General features: G+C 69.0%; 15 protein-coding genes. All 15 read left to right on the plus strand.

Features of this window, described 5'->3' with window-relative positions; all coding sequences use genetic code 11:
* Window position 1: 1 nt before the first annotated feature.
* Window positions 2-2,221, plus strand: a complete 2,220-nt coding sequence (locus tag IPG05_03570) for a GWxTD domain-containing protein (GenBank protein ID MBK6494170.1) — start codon at window positions 2-4, stop codon at window positions 2,219-2,221.
* The gene (locus tag IPG05_03575; protein ID MBK6494171.1) at window positions 2,218-3,036 is read left to right on the plus strand and encodes a hypothetical protein; all 819 of its coding nucleotides are present in this window, start codon (window positions 2,218-2,220) and stop codon (window positions 3,034-3,036) included. The genes IPG05_03570 and IPG05_03575 overlap by 4 nt, the downstream gene beginning before the upstream one ends.
* Window positions 3,036-4,472, plus strand: coding sequence for a hypothetical protein (locus tag IPG05_03580; GenBank protein MBK6494172.1), 1,437 nt, complete (start codon window positions 3,036-3,038; stop codon window positions 4,470-4,472). Before IPG05_03575 ends, IPG05_03580 begins: the two co-directional genes overlap by 1 nt.
* Entirely contained in the window at window positions 4,469-6,685 is a 2,217-nt protein-coding gene (locus IPG05_03585) for a hypothetical protein (GenBank protein MBK6494173.1), read from the plus strand. The genes IPG05_03580 and IPG05_03585 overlap by 4 nt, the downstream gene beginning before the upstream one ends.
* The gene (locus IPG05_03590; GenBank protein MBK6494174.1) at window positions 6,678-7,208 is read left to right on the plus strand and encodes a gamma carbonic anhydrase family protein; all 531 of its coding nucleotides are present in this window, start codon (window positions 6,678-6,680) and stop codon (window positions 7,206-7,208) included. Before IPG05_03585 ends, IPG05_03590 begins: the two co-directional genes overlap by 8 nt.
* A 226-nt stretch (window positions 7,209-7,434) precedes the next feature.
* Entirely contained in the window at window positions 7,435-9,954 is a 2,520-nt protein-coding gene (locus IPG05_03595; protein MBK6494175.1) for a vitamin B12-dependent ribonucleotide reductase, read from the plus strand.
* Between the two features lie 154 nt (window positions 9,955-10,108).
* On the plus strand, window positions 10,109-11,539 hold the full coding sequence (locus IPG05_03600) for an MATE family efflux transporter (GenBank protein ID MBK6494176.1): 1,431 nt from the start codon (window positions 10,109-10,111) through the stop codon (window positions 11,537-11,539).
* A 170-nt stretch (window positions 11,540-11,709) separates the two neighbouring features.
* Window positions 11,710-11,802, plus strand: coding sequence for a K(+)-transporting ATPase subunit F (gene kdpF, locus IPG05_03605; protein ID MBK6494177.1), 93 nt, complete (start codon window positions 11,710-11,712; stop codon window positions 11,800-11,802).
* Complete coding sequence (gene kdpA / locus IPG05_03610; protein ID MBK6494178.1) at window positions 11,799-13,538, plus strand: potassium-transporting ATPase subunit KdpA; 1,740 nt, start codon at window positions 11,799-11,801, stop codon at window positions 13,536-13,538. The genes kdpF and kdpA overlap by 4 nt, the downstream gene beginning before the upstream one ends.
* Entirely contained in the window at window positions 13,535-15,598 is a 2,064-nt protein-coding gene (gene kdpB / locus IPG05_03615) for a potassium-transporting ATPase subunit KdpB (GenBank protein ID MBK6494179.1), read from the plus strand. The genes kdpA and kdpB overlap by 4 nt, the downstream gene beginning before the upstream one ends.
* An 11-nt stretch (window positions 15,599-15,609) precedes the next feature.
* Window positions 15,610-16,188 carry a potassium-transporting ATPase subunit KdpC gene (gene kdpC / locus IPG05_03620; GenBank protein MBK6494180.1) on the plus strand — a complete coding sequence of 193 codons (579 nt, stop codon included), beginning with the start codon at window positions 15,610-15,612 and terminating at the stop codon, window positions 16,186-16,188.
* Window positions 16,185-17,273, plus strand: coding sequence for a porin (locus tag IPG05_03625; GenBank protein ID MBK6494181.1), 1,089 nt, complete (start codon window positions 16,185-16,187; stop codon window positions 17,271-17,273). Before kdpC ends, IPG05_03625 begins: the two co-directional genes overlap by 4 nt.
* Window positions 17,274-17,293: 20 nt before the next feature.
* Window positions 17,294-19,987, plus strand: coding sequence for a sensor histidine kinase KdpD (locus tag IPG05_03630; protein ID MBK6494182.1), 2,694 nt, complete (start codon window positions 17,294-17,296; stop codon window positions 19,985-19,987).
* 8 nt (window positions 19,988-19,995) lie between these two features.
* Window positions 19,996-20,673, plus strand: a complete 678-nt coding sequence (locus IPG05_03635) for a response regulator (protein ID MBK6494183.1) — start codon at window positions 19,996-19,998, stop codon at window positions 20,671-20,673.
* Window positions 20,674-20,735: 62 nt separating this feature from the next.
* Window positions 20,736-21,227, plus strand: coding sequence for a nuclear transport factor 2 family protein (locus IPG05_03640; GenBank protein MBK6494184.1), 492 nt, complete (start codon window positions 20,736-20,738; stop codon window positions 21,225-21,227).
* The last annotated feature ends 52 nt before the right edge of the window (window positions 21,228-21,279 follow it).

The raw sequence follows: 21,279 nt of genomic DNA on the forward strand, positions 1-21,279 counted from the left end.
CATGGCCCGCCCCTGCCGCTGCGCGACCCTGCTCCCCCTGTTGTTCCTGCTGCTGACGGGACAATCGGCGGCACAGGGTCCGGCGGCGCGTCGCGAGCTCGCGGCGCTGCGCGATTCGCTCGCGCGGGTCACCGATTCCGTCCCGCTCCTCGCCTTGGAAAAACAGTGGATGGGCCAGGCGCGTCGGGATCGCGACAGCGCGATGGTACATCTCCGGCTCGGCTTCGTGGCGGTTCGACTCGGAGAGGTCGGCGGGAAGAAGCACTACGATGACGCCGCGTCGGAATTCCAGTGGGCCACGACGCTGCAACCGACCTGGCCGTACGGCTGGTTCGGACTCGGTCTGGCCGAGCTCGGCGTCGGCGATTCCGACTTCTCGCCCGTGGCCGGCCTCAAGACGATGTTGGGCAAGGATGCGCTGACCCGGTCAGCCAATGCCTTCGCGCGCAGCGCCGAGGTCGACCCGTCGTTCGTCATCGGGCTGGTCGAGTTGAGCAACACCGCCCTGCGACAGATCGTGAACGCCCGAATGGATGTGGCGCTCGCGGCGTTGCGTCGCGCATCCCGCACGCCGGCCGCGCGCCACCCCGACGTGCTGTTGGCGCGCGCGCGGGTCGAGCGCGAAGTGGGCAGCGCCGACTCCGCCCTGGCGGCGGCCGACGCGCTGCTCGCCCTCGACCGGATCAATGTCGAGGGGCTGCTGGAGCAGGCGCGGGCGCGTTTCGCCCTTGGCCGGCTCGATGGCGGCGAGCCGTGGTATCGCGGGCTCGGGCTGGCCGAGGGGGCGGTCCTCGCGATGTACCGTCGGGACCTTGCCGTGCTGATGCCCGCGACCACGCTCGCCTCGTTTGATGCCGCCGCGCCGACCGCGCGGGTCACGCTGGTGCGGACGTTCTTCGAGCGACGCGATCACGACGAGCTGCAGCGCACCGGTGGGCGCCTCCGCGAACATTACGCCCGGCTCGATCATGCTCAGCGGAACTTCCGCCTCGTGTCACGGCGGCGGCAATACGACATCCAGGAACGCTACCGCTCCACGCAGGACGACTTCGACGATCGTGGCGTGATCTACGTGCGCCACGGGGCACCGGACCAGCGCGTGCAGTACAACGTGCCCGGGATCGAGCCGAACGAGTCGTGGCGCTACCAGCGGACGACCGGCGACCTCGTCTTCCATTTCGTCGCGCGTCAGGACGTGCAGGATTTCCGACTCGTCGAGAGCGTGCTCGACATTCTCGGCTTCGTGGGGGCGATGCAGGCGCGCGACTCGGGGCAATTGTCATCGTCCGGTCAGGCGGAGGCACTGGTGCGTTCCCGTGAACCGCTCGGCCAACTTTATTCCCGGATGCTGGGGGCCGCGCGAGGAGGGGGCACGATGCTGCAAACCGAGGAGCGGGCAGTTGGCCGGAAGAGCATTGCCATCGGGACGCGCACCGACAGTTGGCCGCTGCGCTTTCGGCGCGCGCTCGACGCGACGATTTTTGTCGCGGCAGCCGGAGCCGACAGCGCCGGCGCGCAGCTGCAGATCGCGTTCGCCATGCCCACCAAGGGGCTCAACCTCGAGACCGGTCCTGGTGGTGACATCGCCGAGGTCCGCCTTCGGGCCACCATCCTCGATCTCGACGGTGCGCTCGTCGCCACGCTCGACACCGTCCGACGCTTCCTCGTGAAGGAGCCGGCGGCCGCCACCGAGCAACTGCTCGGACGCCAGGCCCTCCGAGTGCCGGCCGGCCGGCTCACCGTGCGTGCGTCGCTCGAACAAGGTCCGGCCGGCATCGGCAGTCGGCGGGACACGGTGGTGGTGACGTCACCGACAGGCCCGGCGCTTGGTCTCTCGGACCTCGTCGTCGGCACGCGGTCCGTGCGGCTCTTCTGGGTTCCCTCACCTGGCGATACGACGTGGCTCAACCCGCTTGCCAGCTTCCGGCGCAGTGAGGCGATGCAGTTGACCTTTGAGGTGAGCGGCGTCCTCGCGGGCAGCGCCTATCGCACGGAGGTGCGCATCGTGCGGCCGGGTGGGTCGGCACTCTCGCGACTCTTCGGGGGCGGGGCGGCGTTGCGCGTGGCCGCCGACGGTGTGCATCCGGGAGGTCTGCTTGTGGTGCATCGGGAACTTGCCCTCGACGAAGTCCGTCCCGGGACGTATCTCGTGGAAGTGACGGTCTCGACCCCCGCGGGGGAGAAGGTGACTCGCCAGCAGGAAATCACGGTCGTCAAATGACTGGACTGCACGCCCTCCGATCCCTCCCGTTCCTTGCCCTCCTGGTTGCCGCGCCACTGGCCGCGCAGGGGGGCGGGCCACCGGCGTTGCGCGACCTTCGGCAAACCGTCGGCCTGGTGGGGAGTGCCGATTCCCTCCGCCGGTTGGAGCAGCTCGCGATCGCCGTGGTGCGCACCCAGCGCGACGACCCGTCGCTCCACCTGCAACTCGGCTTGATCGCGCTGCGCTTGGGCGAGGTGACCGGCGAGATGCGGCACTACGAGGATGCCTACGACGAATTCGGCACCACCGTCACCCTCAAGCCGGGATGGTGGATCGCCTGGTACGGGCAGGCACTCGCGCAGCTGGGGGCGCAGGCGGCCGATATCGGGGTCCTCGCCGCCTTCCGCAAGCTGACCGGCGTCGACCCGGAGCTCGAGGCCGCCACGAAACTCGCCACCTCGGCCGGGCTCGACTCGCTCCGCGCCGAAGGGTTGGTGCAATTCGGTCGCGAGGCCTTGGCGAAGGGCGAGGCGCGGCTGGTGGCGGTGGCACGGGAAGCGCTACGGCAATCTGCTGGCGGGCCGGCCGGTGGACTGCGCGACGTGCAGTTGCTGCGCGCAGTGATCGAGCGGCAATCAGGCCGAGGCGATGTCGCGTTGGCATTGTTGGAACCACTGGCGCGTCGCGAAACGACCGACGCCGAGGTGCAGCTCGAGTTGGCCCAGACGCGATTCACCTCCGGCCAACTCGGCGGGCTGGCGCCCTGGTACGCGGCACTTGGCGGTGCCGAGGCGCGGTCCTCGCGCGGTTGCACGATGACCTCGTCCTGGTGATGCCGGATTCGACCTTGCAGGCGATGATGGACGCCACCGGGGCCGCCCGGGTCGCGATCGCGCGCCGCTTCTGGGACGTGCAGGAAGTCAGCGGGCTCCCCGTCACGGCGGAGCGGCTGCGGGACCATTACCTCCGCCTCGAGATTGCGCGCTCCAACTACCGGCGCGTCGATTCCACGCCGCCACCAATCACGCTGCGCGGCATGCGCGACGGCAGCCGCGAATTCGACGCGCGCGGCGTGGTGGTCGTGTTGCACGGCGCGCCGATCGGGCGCACGACATTGAATTTGCCGGGGATGCTGGAGAACGAATCGTGGTCGTACCCGGGCCGGGTCGATGGCGACACGCTGCTCTTCCACTTCGTGGTCCCGAAGGGACGCAAGGATGCTGTGTCGGTCGAGAGTGTCGTCGACCTGTTCGCGCTGAGCGGGCAGGCGCGCCTGATGGCCACACCCAAGGACACGGCCAGCAACGGTCGACCGCTGATCGAGACGTACGGTGCCTCCCTGACGGCGCAGACGATGCAGGAGCTCTTTCTGTCGCGCGAAACGATCGCGCCCATCTACACCAGGTTGTTCAATGAAGGGCGCGATGGCGCCGCCGCGCTGCAGCCGGTGGAGCGGGCGGTCGGGGCGCGCAGTATCGCGTCCGGGACCACGTGGGTCCTCAACTTTGAATTGCCGCTGGAGGCCTCGGTGGACGTGGTCGCGGTCGGCGAGGCTCCGACGGGCCGGATGCTGCAATTGGCGTTTGCGATTCCCGGACGGGCGCTGACGCCAACAGTCACTGTCCAGGGCGCCCTGTACCGCGTGCGGCTGCGCGGGGCGGTGCGCGACGCTCGTGGCGAGGTGGTTGCGACGGTCGACACGGTGCGAACCTTCCGGACGCGGGGGGCGCTCGCCCCGGGCGAGTACCTGCTCGGGCGCACTCCGGTGGCCGTGCCGCCTGGCGACTACACGGTGCAGCTGGCGGTCGAGACGGATCATCGCGGGATCGTGACGCCCCCCCATGCGGTGCGCGTCGTGCCGGCGAGCGGTACCACACTGGTGCTCTCCGACCTGGTGCTCGGCTCGCGCACCGTGCCATTGGCGGTGCCGACGATCACGGGTGACACCGCCTGGGTCAATCCGATGCGCCGCTTCTCGCGCGCCTCGCCGATGCAACTCTACTTCGAACTCGCCGGCCTCAAGGCCGGGACGCCATATCAGGTGAAGCTCGCCGTGATCCGCGCGGCCACCTCCGGCCTCTTCGGCACGCGGGAAAAGGCCGCCCTCAGCCTCAGCTTCAGCGGTGAGACGCGCGGGGGTGTGGCCGCGATCGACCGCGAGTTCAACGTCAGCCGCCTCGAGCCCGGTGACTACCGACTCGAAGTCACCGTGACCGCCCCAGGGCACGCTCCGGTCGTCCGGCATCGGGAGTTCGCCGTCGTCAAATGAGGGTCCGTCTGGTCGGACTCGCGGTGTCGTTGCTCGTCGCCTTGGTCGCGGCGCCGTCGGCGCGCGCGCAAAGCCCGCAGCAACGCGATGCGCTCACCAGGCTGCGCGATTCGCTCACCTATGCTCGTGACACGGTCGCCCTCCGGACCCTCGAGTCACGGGAGATCGACCACGCCCGGACCCGGCGCGATGATCCGATGGTGCATTTGCGCCTCGGGCTGATTGCCCTGCGGCTCGCTGATCAGCTCGGGGGACGGCACTGGGACGACGCGTACTCCGAGTTCGAGTGGGCGGCGGAGTTGGCGCCAACCTGGCCGTGGCCATGGTTCGGAATCGGCCTCACCGCTTCCGCCGCACCGGACCGGGCCGAAGGATTCGCGGGTGGCCTCTACGCGATGATCGGCGCCGATCGGCATCGCATGGCCGGCACCGCGTTCGCCAAGGCCGTGAGCCTCGACCCGAGCTTCACCGACGGGCTGGTGGAGTTCGCCATCACGGCGCGCGATACCCGCATCGACGCGCCCCTCGGCGGGGCCTTGGCGGCGCTTCGGGTCGGCATGGCCTCACCGGTGAGCTGGACGGGCGAACTGTTGCTGGAGCGTGGACGACTCGAGCGCCTCGCGGGCTCGCCAGACTCAGCCGTGCTGGCCTTTCGTCGCGCGCTGCAGGTCGGTTTCCGATCGAGCATGGCCTGGCTTGAACTCGCACGCACGCTACCGTTGCTCCCGGGCGAGCCGACCACGCGCACGCTCGGTGGGGAGCGCGAATTCTCGGCGGCCTACTTCGCAGGGGCGGGCGGAGACGACCACGAGGTGGTGACCATGTATCGCCGCGACCTCGAGCCGATCGTCGACGATACCGTGCTGGTCGCGTTCGACTCGCTGAGCGGCCCGGCGCGGGTCACCTGGCTGCGGGAGTTCTGGCACAATCGTGACGCCCTCGACCTCCGCCCAGCCGGCGCCAGACTTGGCGAGCACTATCGACGGTGGCAGGTCGCGCTGAAGCAGTTTCGGTTGCCTCCCTTCCGACGACGCTATCGATTCGGTCTCGAAATCTTTCGCAGCACCGATCAGGAGCTCGACGATCGTGGCATCGTCTACCTGCGCCAGGGCGAGCCCGCGCGCCGGATCGTCTGGGCACCCGACCGCCGGCGCAACACCACCGACGCACTCGAGCGGACCTACGGCAGCGAGACCTGGCTGTACCGGCGCCCCGACGGCGATTTGGTGCTCCACTTTCTGGCCCGCGAGGATCAGGCGGACTTCCGTGCCGTGCCGAGCATCTTTGATCTCGACATCGCGCAGACGGAGCTGGAGGTGCGCTCGCGGGAGGTGCCGGGGTTGACGCGCCTGCTCTTCGCTGGCGAGTACACGCGCGACATGTTGCGGCAGGAGGAGCAGGTGCGGTCGCGCCGGAGTCTCGCGATCGCGACGCAATCGGATGGCTGGGAGCGGCAGTACGACGTGGCACTGCCTGGGCGCGTGCAGTGGTACGCGGTCGGCTCGCGCGATGGGCTTCCCCTGGTCCACATGGTGTACGCCGTCGACGCCGAGGCGCTCCGGGCGCAACCGGGGACGGGACCGGTGTCGGTGGCGTTGCGCGGCGGCTTCTTCACGCGGACCGGGCAGGCGGTGGCATCGCTCGACACGGTGCAGCTGGTGCGTCGCCCGGTGGCCGGGGTTCGCCAGGTGGCGTTGCGGGCGGAAGTGGTGGTGCCGCCCGGCGATCACAAGGTTCGTGTCGGGGTGCAAATCTCGCCGCGGACCGGTTCGATCTTCCCCGGTGACTCGCTCCGCGTCCCTGCGGTGCTCGGCGATAGCCTGGAGCTCTCGGCACTCTTGATCGGTCAACCGACCCGCGGCCTCTCCTGGGCCGTGACCGAGGCCGACACGGCATGGCTCGACCCCGTGCCGGTGTACTCGGCGAACGACACGGTGACCGTCTATGCCGAGACGTATGGCGCGCAACTGGGCACGGAGTACCAGGTCAGGATCACCGTGACTCGGCAACGGAGTGGCCTCGCGAAACTGCTCGGGGGCGGCCGCGATGCCATCGCGCTGAGCGAACGGACGCCCCTCGACGGGGAGCGCTCGCGGCTTCGTCGGGCGCTGGCGTTGGGTGGGTTGGAGGCAGGCAACTACATTCTCGAACTGGTGGTCGAAGGGGGAGGCAGTCGAACCAGTCGTCGTCGAGGGCTGACCATCCGTGACTGAATCAGGGAGCGAGTTCGGGCAGCCCACGATCGATCCGGGGGCGTGGGTCGCTCCTGGGGCCACCGTCGTGGGTGATGTCGAGATCGGCGCGGACAGCTCCATCTGGTACGGCTGCGTGCTGCGGGGCGACAACGACCGGATTGTCATCGGCCGTGCGACCAATATCCAGGACCTGACCATGGTCCATGTCGATGCCGGCGTCCCCTGCCGGATTGGCGACCGGGTGAGCGTCGGGCATCGGGCCATCCTCCATGGTTGCACGGTGATGGACGGGGCGCTGATCGGGATGGGGGCCATCCTGCTGAACGGGGCGGTGGTCGAGGCCGGGGCGATTGTGGCCGCGGGCGCGCTGGTCCCCGAAGGGCGGGTCATCCCCGCCGGGATGCTGGCGGTGGGGAGCCCCGCCCGCGCCACGCGGCCGGTCGACGAGCTGCTCGCCGGCCGGCGGGAGGGGACCTGGTCGCACTATGTGGAACAGGCGCGTCGGCACGCCCGAATGTGGAAAAACATTCATAGTGGTTGATTTGTGATGTGAATTCTCCTGAGCCAGATTCTACCTCGCCTTTTTGGTGCATTGCCCCCCCGTCGCCTGACCCGTAGTTTGCTCTCCCTTGGCACGCGTGCCGAGCCGGATCTCTTCCGAAGTCCGGCCTCGGTCGTGCCCCCGGGATTGGGGTGCCCGTTAGCGGGTGACTGGCACGCCCTGCATGACTTCGTCGATCACCATCTGCCACATTTTGAGAGGTCCCATGGATTCGTCTCCAGACCGGAGCGCAGTTGAACTGTCGCCCAACGCGATCACGGTGCTCGAGAAGCGCTACCTGCTGAAGGACGAGACCGGCGCTCCGGTGGAGCAGTCCGAGGATCTCTTCTGGCGGGTGGCCACCACGATCGCGGCTCCGGATGCGACGTATGGGGCCTCGGCGGGCGCCGTGGACGCGCTCGCCGAAGCGTTCTACGAGGTGATGGCGAAGCGGCTGTTCATGCCGAACTCGCCGACCCTCATGAACGCCGGCCGCCCCCTGGGGCAGCTCTCCGCGTGCTTCGTCCTCCCGGTCGACGACACCCTCTCGAATGGCGAAAGCGGCATCTACGACACCCTCCGGGCCATGGCGCTGGTGCACCAGTCCGGCGGCGGCACCGGCTTCTCGTTCTCGCGCATCCGGCCGCGGAACGACATCGTCCGCTCGACGATGGGCGTCGCGTCGGGGCCGATTTCGTTCATGTCGTTGTATGACGCATCAACCGACGTCGTGAAGCAGGGTGGGACGCGTCGTGGCGCCAACATGGGAATTCTCCGGGTCGACCATCCGGACGTCCTCGACTTCATCGCCTGCAAGTCCGACATCACCAAGATCACCAACTTCAACATCTCGGTCGGCATCACCGATGCCTTCATGACCGCGCTGGAGAAGGGGGAGTCGTACAACCTGGTTGACCCCCGCACCAAGCACGTCGTCGGCGAACTGCAGGCGTCCGAAGTCTGGTCGCGCATCGTCCACGGCGCCTGGAAGACCGGCGAGCCGGGGGTGTTCTTCATCGACCGCGCCAACCACTACAACCCGGTGCCGCACCTCGGCGCGTACGAAGCCACCAATCCGTGTGGTGAGCAGCCGCTGCTGCCGTACGACGTCTGCAATCTCGGCTCGATCAACCTGGCCGAGTTCGTGGTCGACGGCGCGATTGACTGGGAGGGGCTGCGCCGGGTCGTGCACCTGACGACGCATTTCCTCGAAAACGTCATCGACGCAAACGCGTATCCGCTCCCCGAGATCACCGACCTCGCCAACCGGATCCGTCGGATCGGTCTCGGCGTCATGGGCCTCGCCGACCTCTTCATTCGCATGGGCGTTCCGTACGACTCGACCGAAGCGGTCGAACTGGGTCGGAAGCTGCAGGCGTTCGTCGACGACGAAGCGAAGGTGGAGTCGGAGCGGCTCGCGAGCATCCGTGGCGTCTTCCCCGAGTGGGAGAAGAGCATCTGGGGGCCGGACAAGAGCTGCGCCCGCGATGCCAATGGCAAGCGCATTCGCCCGATGAAGAAGCTGCGCAACTGCAACGTCACCACGGTCGCACCGACCGGGACGATCTCGATCATCGCCGGCTGTTCGTCCGGGATCGAGCCGCTCTTCGCCGTGGCGTTCATGCGCAACCAGGCCGGCGTGCTGATGCCGGACGTGAACGAGGACTTCCTCGCCGTCGCCAAGCGGGAGGGGTGGCACAGCGAGGAGTTGATGCGTCGCATCGCCGCCGAGGGGCACATCAACTTCCCCGAGGTGCCGGTGAAGTGGCAGCGCGTCTTCGTGACCGCCAACCACATCGCGCCCGAGTGGCACATCCAGATGCAGGCGGCGTTCCAGGAGCACAACGACTCCGCCATCTCCAAGACCTGCAACTTCGCGCATGATGCGACGGAGGAGTACGTCGAGGAGATCTACCGGATGGCCTACAAGCTCGGGTGCAAGGGCGTCACGGTGTACCGTGATGGCTCGCGCGACATGCAGGTGCTCTCGACGGGCACCACGGCCAAGAAGGTGGCAGAGCAGGCCACCGCCGAAGGGAAGGCCTCGGCGCGCGCCGACCTCGACATGTCGGGCAGCGAAGAGGGGATGACCACGCGCGAAGTCGCCGCGGAGCGCGCTGGTGCGCTCGCCGAGGCCGATGCCGAAATCGCCCGGCTGCGCCAGGTCGTCCACGAGCTCGAGAGCGAGAACCTGCAGCGCCGGCAGAAGCGTTCGCGCCCGGAGCTCCTGAAGGGCGCGGTGCGCCGGCTGCAGACGCCGCTCGGCGATCTCTATGTCACCATCACCGAGGACGAGAAGGGTCAGCCCTTCGAGGTCTTCATGTCGCTCGGCAAGGCCGGCGGCGCGCTGATGGCTGACGTCGAGGCCATCGGCCGTCTCGTTTCCCTCGCGCTCCGCTCGGGCATCCCGATCAAGGAGGTCTACCGCCAGCTCCGCGGCATCTCCTCCGACCGTGCCATCGGGGTCGGCCCGAACAAGGTCCTCTCCGTGCCGGATGCCGTCGGCATCGCGCTGGAGCGGTACATGTCGGACAAGCAGGGCGTCCAGGTGGACCTGCTGACCACCACGGCCGAGACCGCCGTGCCGAGCCAGCCCATCGCCGTCATCCAGGATGGCCAGCAGATGATGCTCGGCGGCGGGATGCCGGAGACCCTCACCGGCGCGTGCCCGGACTGCGGCTCGCAGCTGGAGTTCGCCGAGGGGTGCATGAAGTGCCATGTCTGCGGATTTTCGGAGTGTGGCTGAGATCGGCGTAGCGGGCGCGGCAGGCCGCGCCCTTACACCGTAGCTCCACAGCGCATACCCAGCCGCCGCCGTCAGGCTGCGGCCCCGAAGGGGGACCACGTCTCGCGGCGCGGCCCCCCTTCGTCTTGGCCTCTCCCCGCGTAGATTCTCCTCCGTGCCCTCCCCCGATGCCACCCCCGCGCCCCCGAAACAGCGCGCCTTCGACCGCTCCATCGTGGAAGGTCCGCTGCAGGCCGCCGTCTGGAAGCTCGCGTGGCCCGCCATGCTCACCAACATCATTGGAGGTCTGCAGGGCCTCGTCGACCACGTCATGGTGGGCCACTATGTCGGCTTCACCGGCAACGCCGCCATCGGCGTGGCGAACCAGATCTTCATCGTCGTCATCGTCTTCATCATGTCGCTCTTCACCGGGATGAGCATCCTCGTGGCGCGCCACGTTGGTGCGCGTGACGCCCTGGGTGCGGACCGGGTCGTCTATCAGGCCTTCATCACGGCGATCGCGCTGTCATTGGGTGTGCTGGCACCCATCGGGTACTTCACGGCGCCAGCGTTGCTGCGCTTCGTGAATGCGACGGCGGCGGTGCAGGCCGAGGCGTTGCCGTACTTGCGAATCTCCTGCCTCTTCTCGGTGGGAATGTTGATCTTCTTCATGCTGAGTGGCGCGCTGCGGTCCGCGGGCGACGCGCGAACGCCGATGCGGTTGGGCGTCGCGATGACACTCCTCAACGTGACCTTCAATTCGATCCTGATCCGCGGCCTCGGTCCCATTCCCGCGTATGGCACCGCTGGTGCGGCGATGGGGACGGTCCTCGCCTCGGCCATTGTTGGTGGATACGGCCTCTGGCGACTCTGGCATGGCGGGTGGGTCGTGGCCTTCCCGAAGGGGATGGGGTATCGCCTCGACTTCACCATCATCCGCTCGCTCTTTCGCTTCGGCTTGCCGACCGGGATCCAGGGGATCGCGATGAACGTCGGTGGCGTGCTCCTGTTGTCCGTGATCGGGTCGCTGGCGGCGAGCGCGCCAGCGCAGGCGGCCTATGCGGTCTCGTACGGGCAGCTCTTCTCGTTCATCACCTGGACGTCCGTCGGCCTGATGGGCGCTGCCGCCACGGTGGTCGGGCAGAACATCGGGGCGGGGCAACCGGAACGCGCCGATGCCGGTGTCAAGGTCGCCGCCCGATTCGCCGCGCTCGGCGCCTCGGCAGTGGGGCTGCTGTTCCTCTTCTTCCCGGCGCAGTTGCTCGCGGTCTTCGGGATGCGCGATGCCGAGGCCGTGGTGCTTGGCGTGCAGCTGTTGCGCGTCCTGTCGGTGTCCGGCGTCTTCATCGCGACGGCGCTCGCCTTCACCGGTGGGTTGCAGGGCGCGGGTGACACCAAGAGCCCGCTCTTCATCTCGATTGTCTCCCAGGTGGTCGTGCCGCTCGGGATCTGCTGGTCGATTCGCAGCGTGACCACGCTCGAGCCGCTCCACGTCTGGGGCGCGATCCTCGCGGGGCATGCCACCCGTTGCACCCTGAGCATCCTCCGCTTCCGCCAGGGGAAGTGGCGCGGCATTCTCGGGGGAGCCAGCCCGACCGCGTCTTGATCTTTTCTTGACCCTCCGCTCTCCACTTCATACGACGCACTGATCGATTGCTCGGTAACATCCCATCGTCCTCTTCCGGATGGTGTGATGCCCGATCTCGTGATGTGCCTGGTTGCCGCGATGCTGGTCGCCCTGGGTCTGGGCGCCATCACCCTTGCCCGGCGGCTCGGATGAGCGCCGCCCTCGTCGTCGGGGCCGTCGCCGCCGCCGCCCTGGCGGTGTACCTCGTCGCGGCCCTCCTCAAGCCGGAGTGGTTCCAATGACCCCCAACGGTTGGTTGCAGGTCGGCATCTTTGCCGTCCTGGTGATTGGCGGTGGCGCCCTGCTTGGCAGGCACCTCGCCCGGGTGCTCGATGGGTCGCGCACCATCTTCTCCCGTCTGCTCGATCCGGTAGAGCGCGCCCTCCTGCGTCTCGCGGGCACCGGCCGCGACGACGAGATGACCTGGCGCCGCTACGCGACCGCCCTCGTCCTCTTTTCGGCGGCGGGCTTTGCCGTCGTGTACCTGCTGCAGCGCCTCCAGGGCGCGCTTCCACTGAACCCCGCTGGTCTCGGGGCGGTCGACCCGGATCTCGCCTTCAACACGGCGTGGTCGTTCGTCAGCAACACCAACTGGCAGGCGTACGGCGGCGAGGTCACCCTCTCCCACCTCACGCAGATGCTTGGCCTCACGGCACAGAACTTCGTCTCGGCGGCGTCGGGGATCGCGGTGCTCGCCGCGTTGACGCGAGGATTCGTTCGGCGGGAGACCGCCACGATCGGCAACTTCTGGGTCGACCTGACCCGCGTCACGCTGCACCTCTTGCTGCCGCTCGCCACGGTGGTCGCCCTGCTGCTCGCCTCGCAGGGTGTCGTCCAGACGCTGGACGCTCGGCTCACGGTCACGCCCCTCGACCAGGCCACCGCGACCACCCAGGTGATTCCCGTCGGGCCTGCCGCCTCGCAAGTCGCGATCAAGCAGCTCGGCACGAACGGCGGCGGCTTCTTCAACGTCAACTCGGCCCATCCGCTCGAGAATCCGACACCGTTCAGCAACCTGGTCCAGCTCGTCTCGATCCTGCTGATTCCGGCCGCCTGCGTCTTCGCCTTCGGCACCCTTCTGCGCGACAAGCGGCAGGGGTGGGCCTTGCTGGCCGCGATGTCGATCATCTTCGCGGGCGCCTTGGCGGTGACCTGGCCGGCGGAACAGGCCGGGACACCGGCGCTCGCGTCGGCCGGTGCGGCGCTCGGGGGCTCCGAGCTCACGCCGGGTGGCAACATGGAAGGGAAGGAGGTCCGCTTCGGGATCACCAACTCGGCACTCTGGGCGGTGACCACCACCGCGGCGTCCAACGGCTCGGTGAACGCGATGCACGATTCGTTCACGCCGCTGGGCGGGATGGCGCCGATGGTCCTGATGCAGCTTGGCGAGGTGGTCTTCGGCGGCGTGGGCTCGGGCCTCTACGGCATGCTCCTCTTCGCGCTGGTGGCGGTGTTCGTCTCGGGCCTGATGGTCGGTCGGACGCCGGAGTATCTCGGCAAGAAGATCGAGGCCTTCGAGATGAAGATGGCGATGGTCGGCATCCTCGTCCCCTGCCTGATGGTGCTGGTGGGGACGGCGCTCGCCGTCGCGACGGCGCTCGGACGCGCTGGTGTGTTCAACCCCGGCGCGCACGGCTTCAGTGAGGTGCTCTACGCGCTCTCGTCGGCGGCGAACAACAACGGTTCTGCCTTCGGCGGCCTGGGCGCGGACACGCCGTTCTACAACTCGATGCTCGGCATCGCGATGTTCGCGGGCCGCTTCTTCATCGCGATTCCCGTGCTGGCCCTCGCCGGGGCGCTCGCCGCCAAGAAGTCGGTGCCGCCCTCCTCGGGGACGTTGCCCACCCACACTCCGCTCTTCGTGGGCTTGCTGGTCGGGACGGTGCTGCTGGTTGGGGCGCTGACCTTCGTCCCCGCCCTGGCCCTCGGGCCGATCGTTGAACAGCTGCAGATGGTTGCGGCAGGAGTGGCACCGTGAGTCACCACGAGACGCAGTCATCGCTCTTCGATCCGGCGCTGGTGCGCACGGCGCTGCTCGACGCGGTGCGCAAGCTGCACCCGCGCCACCAGGCCAGAAATCCGGTGATGTTCACCGTCTGGGTCGGGTCACTCTTCGTCACCGGCCTCGCGGTGCTGGCGTTGGCAGGGAGCGCAGATGCGCCGGCTGGCTTCATCATCACGATCGCCGCCTGGCTCTGGTTCACGCTGCTCTTCGCCAACTTCGCCGAGGCGATGGCCGAGGGGCGGGGTCGTGCGCAGGCGGCGTCGCTGCGGCGCACCCGCTCCGAGACGCTGGCGCGGGTGCTGCCCGACCCCACCGATCGCTTCACGCTGGTGGCCAAGTCCGCCGGTGAGCTGCGCCGAGGTGACGTGGTGATCGTGGCCGCCGGCGAGTTGATCCCCGGCGATGGCGAAGTCATCGAAGGGGTGGCCTCCGTCGACGAGAGCGCCGTCACCGGCGAGAGCGCCCCGGTCATCCGCGAATCGGGCGGCGATCGCAGCGCGGTCACCAGCGGCACCACAGTGCTCTCCGACTGGCTCATCATCCGCATCAGCGTCGATCCCGGCGAGTCGTTCCTCGACCGGATGATCGGGCTCATCGAAGCGGCCAAGCGGCAGAAGACGCCGAACGAAATTGCGCTCGACATTCTCCTCGCGGCGTTGACGCTCGTTTTCCTGGTGGTGACGGTGACCCTGCGCCCCTACTCGGCGTTCGCGGTCGCCGGGGCCGGGGCCGGATCGGTGGTCTCGCTCACGGTGCTGGTTGCCCTGCTCGTCTGCCTCATTCCGACCACGATCGGCGGGCTCCTCTCGGCCATCGGCATCGCCGGCATGGACCGGATGCTCCGCAAGAACGTGGTGGCGCGCTCAGGCCGCGCCGTCGAGGCGGCGGGCGATGTCGACGTGCTGCTGCTCGACAAGACGGGGACGATCACGCTGGGGAATCGCCAGGCGACGGCGTTCCTTCCGGCCCCCGGCGTGACGGAACAGGAACTCGCGCTGGCGGCCGCCCTCGCCTCCGGCAGTGACGAAACCCCCGAAGGACGCAGCATCGTCGCGCTGGCCGGCGAGCGGTACGCCGTGCCTCCGGTGTCTGACGGCGCCGTGGCGGTGCCGTTTTCCGCCACCACGCGAATGAGCGGCATCGATGTCGACGGCCGGATGCTTCGGAAGGGAGCCAGTGACGCGATCAACCGGCATGTGCAACGAGGGGGCGGGGCGATGCCCGCTGCCGTCCTCGCGACGATCGAGGAGATCGGTCGCGCCGGCGGCACACCGCTCGTGGTGTCCGAAGGCGCCCGCATCCTCGGTGTGGTCCGGCTGAAGGACATCGTGAAGGGCGGCATGCGGGAGCGCTTCGACGAGCTGCGTCGCATGGGGATCCGGACCGTGATGATCACCGGCGACAATCCGCTGACCGCGGCCGCCATCGCCGCCGAGGCTGGGGTCGACGACTTCCTGGCCGAAGCGACGCCGGAGGCGAAGCTCGCGCTGATCCGTGAGTACCAACAGGGCGGGCGCCTGGTCGCGATGACCGGCGATGGCACCAACGATGCGCCCGCGCTGGCCCAGGCCGACGTCGCCCTCGCGATGCAATCGGGCACGCAGGCGGCGCGCGAGGCCGGCAACCTGATCGACCTCGACAGCAACCCGACCAAGCTCATCGAAGTGGTCGAGACGGGGAAGCAGATGCTGATGACGCGCGGCGCGTTGACCACCTTCTCGCTGGCGAACGATGTGGCGAAGTACTTCGCCATCATTCCGGCCGCGTTTGCCACGACGTATCCGGTGCTGAACACCCTGAACGTGATGCATCTCGGTTCACCCACGAGCGCGGTGCTCTCCGCGGTGATCTTCAACGCGCTCATCATCGTGGCACTCATTCCGCTCGCGCTGCGCGGTGTGGCGTATCGAGCACTCGGCGCGGCGGCGTTGCTCCGGCGCAACCTCCTGGTGTACGGGCTCGGTGGCATCGTGGCACCGTTCGTCGGGATCAAGCTGATCGACATGGCGCTGACCGCGCTGGGGGTCTCATGACCGACCACACCGTGCGGCACGAGCTGCGTCCGGCGCTCGTGCTGCTTGCTGCCTTCACCGTGCTGACCGGGGTGCTCTATCCGTTGGCCGTGACCGGCGCGGCTTCGGCCCTCTTTCCCAATGCCGCGGCGGGCTCCCCGGTGACGCGCGGCAACGTCGTCATCGGCTCGGCGCTGATCGGGCAGGACTTCCAGGGGCCGTCGTGGTTCCATGGCCGCCCCTCGGCGGCAGCCGATGGCCGCTATCAGCCGCGCCTCTCGGCCGGTTCCAACCTCGGCCCGATCCATCCGGCCCTGATCGACTCGGTGCGGGCGCGCGCCGCGGCTCTTCGTGTGGAAGGGAGTCAGACCGAAGCGCTGCCGGTTGATCTCCTGACCTCGAGCGGCAGCGGTCTCGACCCCCACATCACGCCCGCGGCGGCACGCTGGCAGGAAGCGCGCGTGGCGGCCGCACGCGGGCTCCCCGTGTCCACCGTGCAGGCCCTCGTCACCGCGCACATCAAAGGACGGCAGTTCGGCATCCTCGGCGAGCCGCGGGTCAATGTCCTCCAACTCAATCTCGCGCTCGACTCACTCCGAGGCCCCCGATGATCCGCCCCGTCTTCATGCTCGCGACCATTGCGCTGGTCGCACCGGTCGCCGCGCAGACGCCGGTGCCCACGGTTCGCCTCGGCGCCTTCGCCGACGCCTACTACGCCTGGGATGTCGGCCGCCCCTCGTCGCACGACCGCGCCTTTGCGACCCAGGCGGTGCGGCACGACGAGTTCAACATCAACCTGGCCCACATCGAGGCGACGGTCTCCGGGGATCGGGTCCGCGGGCGCTTTGCCCTCCAGGCCGGCACGTCCGTGCAGGCCAACTACGCTGGCGAACCTGCCATCGGCTCCAACAGCGGTCCCTCACTCTCGCGGAGCATTCAGGAGGCCGTTGTCGGGGTGCGCGTGCGCCCCGGCCTCTGGGTCGACGGCGGTGTCTTCTTCTCGCACATCGGGCAGGAGAGCTGGATCTCGCGCGACAACCCGACCTACACCCGCTCCTTCACCGCCGAGTACACGCCGTACTACAGCAGCGGGGTGAAGGTGACCTGGGCCGCGAGCCCGAAGGTCACTGCGCAGGTGCACCTGCTCAACGGGTGGCAGAACATCTCCGAGAACAACGAGCGCAAGGCCGTCGGTGCACGCGTCGATTGGAATCCGCGCGCGGGCATCGCGCTGGGGTGGGCCGGCTTTCGGGGTGACGAACAGCCAGAGGCCGGTGTCCGGCGCACGCGCAATTTTCACCAGCTCTTTGCCCGGCTCGAGCCCGCGACCGACCTGACGGTGTGGTTGACCGCCGACCGCGGATGGGAGCGCCCTGAGAGCGGCTCGACGGCGACGTGGGGGAGTCTCACCGCGATTGCCGAACGCCGACTGTCGCCGACCCTCGCCCTGGCCGCGCGCGTCGAGCGGTACGTGGATCGCGAGGGTGTGCTCATTCCGGTCCCCGATCCTGCCGGTTTCGACGTGACCTCGGCGTCGGTTGGCCTCAACCTCCGGTTGCCCGAGGGAATCCAGTGGCGCACGGAAGCGCGCGGCTACTGGAGCGACGGCGCGGTCTGGCCGGACCGGATGAGCAGCCGGCGCCACACCACCGCACTGGTGTCGTCCATCTCGCTCACCTTCGCGGCGGCGCCGTGACGCGGGGTTAGCTTGTGGGAATGAGCGAACCAGCCCGCCCCGATCCGGATGCGTTGCTCGCCCGCGTGCAGCAGGACGCGGTGCGGGCAGGGCGGGGCCGACTCAAGATCTTCCTCGGCGCCTCCCCCGGCGTCGGGAAGACCTTCGCGATGCTGGAAGCGGCGCAGGCCGCGCACGCGGCCGGCATCGACGTGATCGTCGGCGTCGTCGAAACGCATGGCCGCCGCGAGACGGCGGAACGTCTCGAGGGGCTGCCGATGCTGTCCCGTCATCCGGTGGCACATCGTGGCGTCGTGCTCGAGGAGTTCGATCTCGACGCTGCGATCGCCCGCCGCCCGGCGGTGCTGCTCCTCGACGAACTTGCCCACACGAACGCCCCCGGTTCGCGACATGCCAAGCGGTGGCAGGACGTGCGCGAACTCCTCGCCGTCGGCATCGACGTCCACACCACGCTCAACATTCAGCACATCGAGAGCCTCAACGACATCGTCGCCCAGATCACCGGGGTGACGGTCCGCGAGACGGTGCCGGACTCGCTGCTCGACGACGCCGCCGAGCTGGAGCTCGTCGACGTCTCCCCGGATGTGTTGCAGGCACGCCTGCGTGAGGGGAAGGTCTATCTCCCCACGCAGGCGGAGCGAGCGCTCGACCGCTTCTTCTCGCGCGGCAACCTGATCGCCCTGCGCGAACTCGCCTTGCGACAGACGGCCGATCGGATGGACGCCGAGATGCGGGATTGGCGGAGCGGCGCCGGCATCCAGGGGCCGTGGGCCGCCGGCGAGCGCGTGCTCGTGGCGGTCGCGCCGACCGGCGAGGCACCGCGGCTGGTGCGCGCGGGGTGGCGGCTGGCGGCGGCGCTGCGGGCCGAATGCGTGGTGCTTCACGTGGAGACGGCCGACGTGCGGCACAGCGCGCCGGCGCTCCGCGAATCCGTGCAGGAAGCGATGCGGCTCGCCCAGGAGCTGGGTGCGCGCGTCGTGACGGTGGCCGCCGACGATGTCGGCACCGAATTGCTGGCGTGGGCGCGCCGCGAGAACGTGACGCGGATCGTGGTGGGACGCTCGCGGCGCAGCAGCTGGCTGCAGCGGTTGCGACGCTCGCCTGTCGACCGGCTGCTGAGTGGGCACGACGGGCTCGACGTCCATGTGCTGGCCCCGCGCGGTGCCGAGTCGGTGCCTGGTCGCGGCGTCGCCGAGCCGACCGGCGAGCGGGCGGCGTGGCAGGATCATCTGCGGGCCGTCAGCTGGGTTGGTGGAGCGGCGATCCTGGGCCTCGTGGTCCGTGGCCTGCTGTCGACCACCGACATCGCGATGCTCTTCCTGTTGGCGATTGCCTTGGCCGGCGTGAAGGCGCCTCGTGCGGCAGCCGTCGTGGCGGCCGTGGTCGGCATCGGGCTCTTTGACCTGCTCTTCGTCCCGCCCTACGGCACCTTCGCGGTGACCGATGCGAGGTACCTGCTCACCTTCGTGGTCATGCTGGGCATTGCGCTGGCGATGACCCAGGTGACAGGCGGCATTCGTGAACGGGCCGACGCGGCGCGCGCCCGGGAGCGACGGACCGCCGCGCTGCTCGAACTGGCCCAGGAACTTGCGCTGGCAGGGACGGAACAGGTCGTGGGCGCGGCGGTGCAGCGCCGGCTGGCGGACTCGATCGGGGCGGAGGCCACCGTGCTGATCGGCGACCGCGACGGTGCATTGCAGGCCTTGGTGGCGAGCGGCATTCCACTCGATGACCGGGAACTGGCCGTCGCGCGCTGGGCCGTGAATCGTCGCGAGCCCGCCGGCCTTGGCACGGCGACACTCCCGACCGCCGCCGCGCGGTGGGTGCCGCTGGTGGTCGGCGACCAGACCATCGGGGCAATGGGGATCCGCATGCTGGATGGCGACCCGCTCCGGGCCCCGGAGCGGAGGATCTTTCTCGAAGCGGTCGCCGGACAGGTCGCGGTGGCGCTGGAGCGATTGCGCCTGGCGGATCGCACCCAGCGTGACCGGGTGGAGATCGAGGCCGAGCGACTGCGCACCGCGCTGCTCTCGTCGCTCTCGCATGACCTGCGCACGCCGCTGGCCGCCGTCGAAGGGGCCGCCACCACCCTGTTGCGGGAGTCGATGGTCACCGATCAGGTGATGCGGCACGACCTCCTCGAGACCGTGCGCGACGAGGCACGCCGGATGGGGCGCCTCGTCACCAACCTGCTCGAGATGGTACGGGTCGAGTCCGGGTCGTTGCAGGTGCAACACGAATGGCAATCGGTGGAGGAAATCGTCGGCGTCGCCCTGATGCGGTGCGAGCCGCTGCTCGGCACGCTCGCCGTCACGACGAGCGTACCGGACGACCTCCCGCTGTTGCGTGTCGATGGGCTGCTGCTCGAACAGGTCTTCGTGAACCTGCTGGAGAATGCGGCCCGGTACGCGGCGCCGGGCGGCGAGGTGCGCATCACCGCGCGGACGGTCGGTCGCGATATCGAGATCGTCGTGGAAGATCGGGGGCCGGGGGTGCCGGCAGGCGAGGAGGAGGCGATCTTCGAGAAGTTCGCCCGGGGTGGCAACGCGGCCGGCGGGGGCGTCGGGCTCGGGCTCGCCATCTGCCGAGGCATCGTGATGGCGCACGGCGGGCGCATTCACGCCGAGCGCCGCGAGGGCGGGGGATTGCGCATGGTGATCACTCTGCCACTGCCGGATGAGCAACCCACCATGCCGCCGGAAGCGCTCGAATGAACGCGCCGATCACCATCGTGCTGATCGAGGACGAATCGCCGATGCGCCGCTTCTTGCGCGCCGCCTTCGGCACGCAAGCGATGACGCTCATCGAGGCGCCCACCGCGCGCGAGGGGCTGGCCCAGGTCGCCGGCCGTCGCCCCGACCTGGTGCTGCTCGACCTCGGATTGCCGGACATGGATGGGCTCGATGTGGTGCGCCGCATTCGCGAGTGGAGCACCGTGCCGATCATCGTGCTCTCGGCGCGTGGTCGAGAAGACGACAAGGTGGCGGCACTCGATGCCGGCGCGGATGACTACCTCACCAAGCCCTTCGGCGTCGACGAGCTGCTCGCGCGCATCCGCGTGGCGCTGCGGCACGCGGTGCAGCAGGCCTCACCGGAGCCGGTGGTCACTGTCGGCCCGTTGCGGATCGACTTCGGTGCGCACACGGTCCACCGCGACGGCGCCGAACTGCGCCTGACGCCGACCGAATACCGACTGCTGGCCGTGTTGGCCCAGCACGCCGGGAAGGTGATCACCCATCGCCAGCTGCTCCGCGAGGTGTGGGGCCTCCACACCGATGACCAGGTGCATTACCTCCGGGTCTACGCGGCGCAGCTGCGGCGCAAGCTCGAGCTCGACCCCTCCCGCCCCCGCTGGCTCGTGACGGAACCCGGCGTCGGCTATCGCCTCCGCGCCGAGTAGGGCGGGGAAACATCCACCCCGGCGGTGCCGTATCACCGGCATCACTCACCTTGGAGTCCTGCATGACCAGTCGCCTCGCCCTTGCTGCTCTCCTGATCCTCGCCGTGCCCGGTTCCGCCAGCGCCCAGCAACCGGCGGCGTCCGCCGGCGCCCGCGATTCCGCCCTCGCGGTCGTGAAGGGGCTCTTCGACGGGATGCGCGCCCGCGACACCGCGCTCATCCGCCGCAGCTTCGCGGTCGGCACGATGCTCGGTGGTGTCCCGGCGGCCGGGAAGCCGGCGGAGTTCCTCTCGCTCGACGCCTTCATCGGCTCCATTGCGAAGGCACCCGCGGCGATGCTGCTCGACGAGCGGATCTACGACCCGGAGATTCGCGTGGATGGCGGGTTGGCGACGGTCTGGACCTTCTATGCCTTTTATGCCGGTGAGCGGCTGTCGCACTGCGGAGTGGACGCCTTCCAGCTGGCACGGACCAGCGAGGGGTGGAAGATCATCGCCTTGGCCGACACGCGGCAGATGACAGGCTGCAGCGTGGCGGGGAAGAAGCCGGCCTGAGACCGGGAGCCGAGCGGCCGTGGATGCGCCCGGCCGCTCGCTTCTCGCTTCT

The sequence above is a fragment of the Gemmatimonadota bacterium genome (genome assembly GCA_016704275.1).
GTDB lineage: Bacteria > Gemmatimonadota > Gemmatimonadetes > Gemmatimonadales > GWC2-71-9 > Palsa-1233.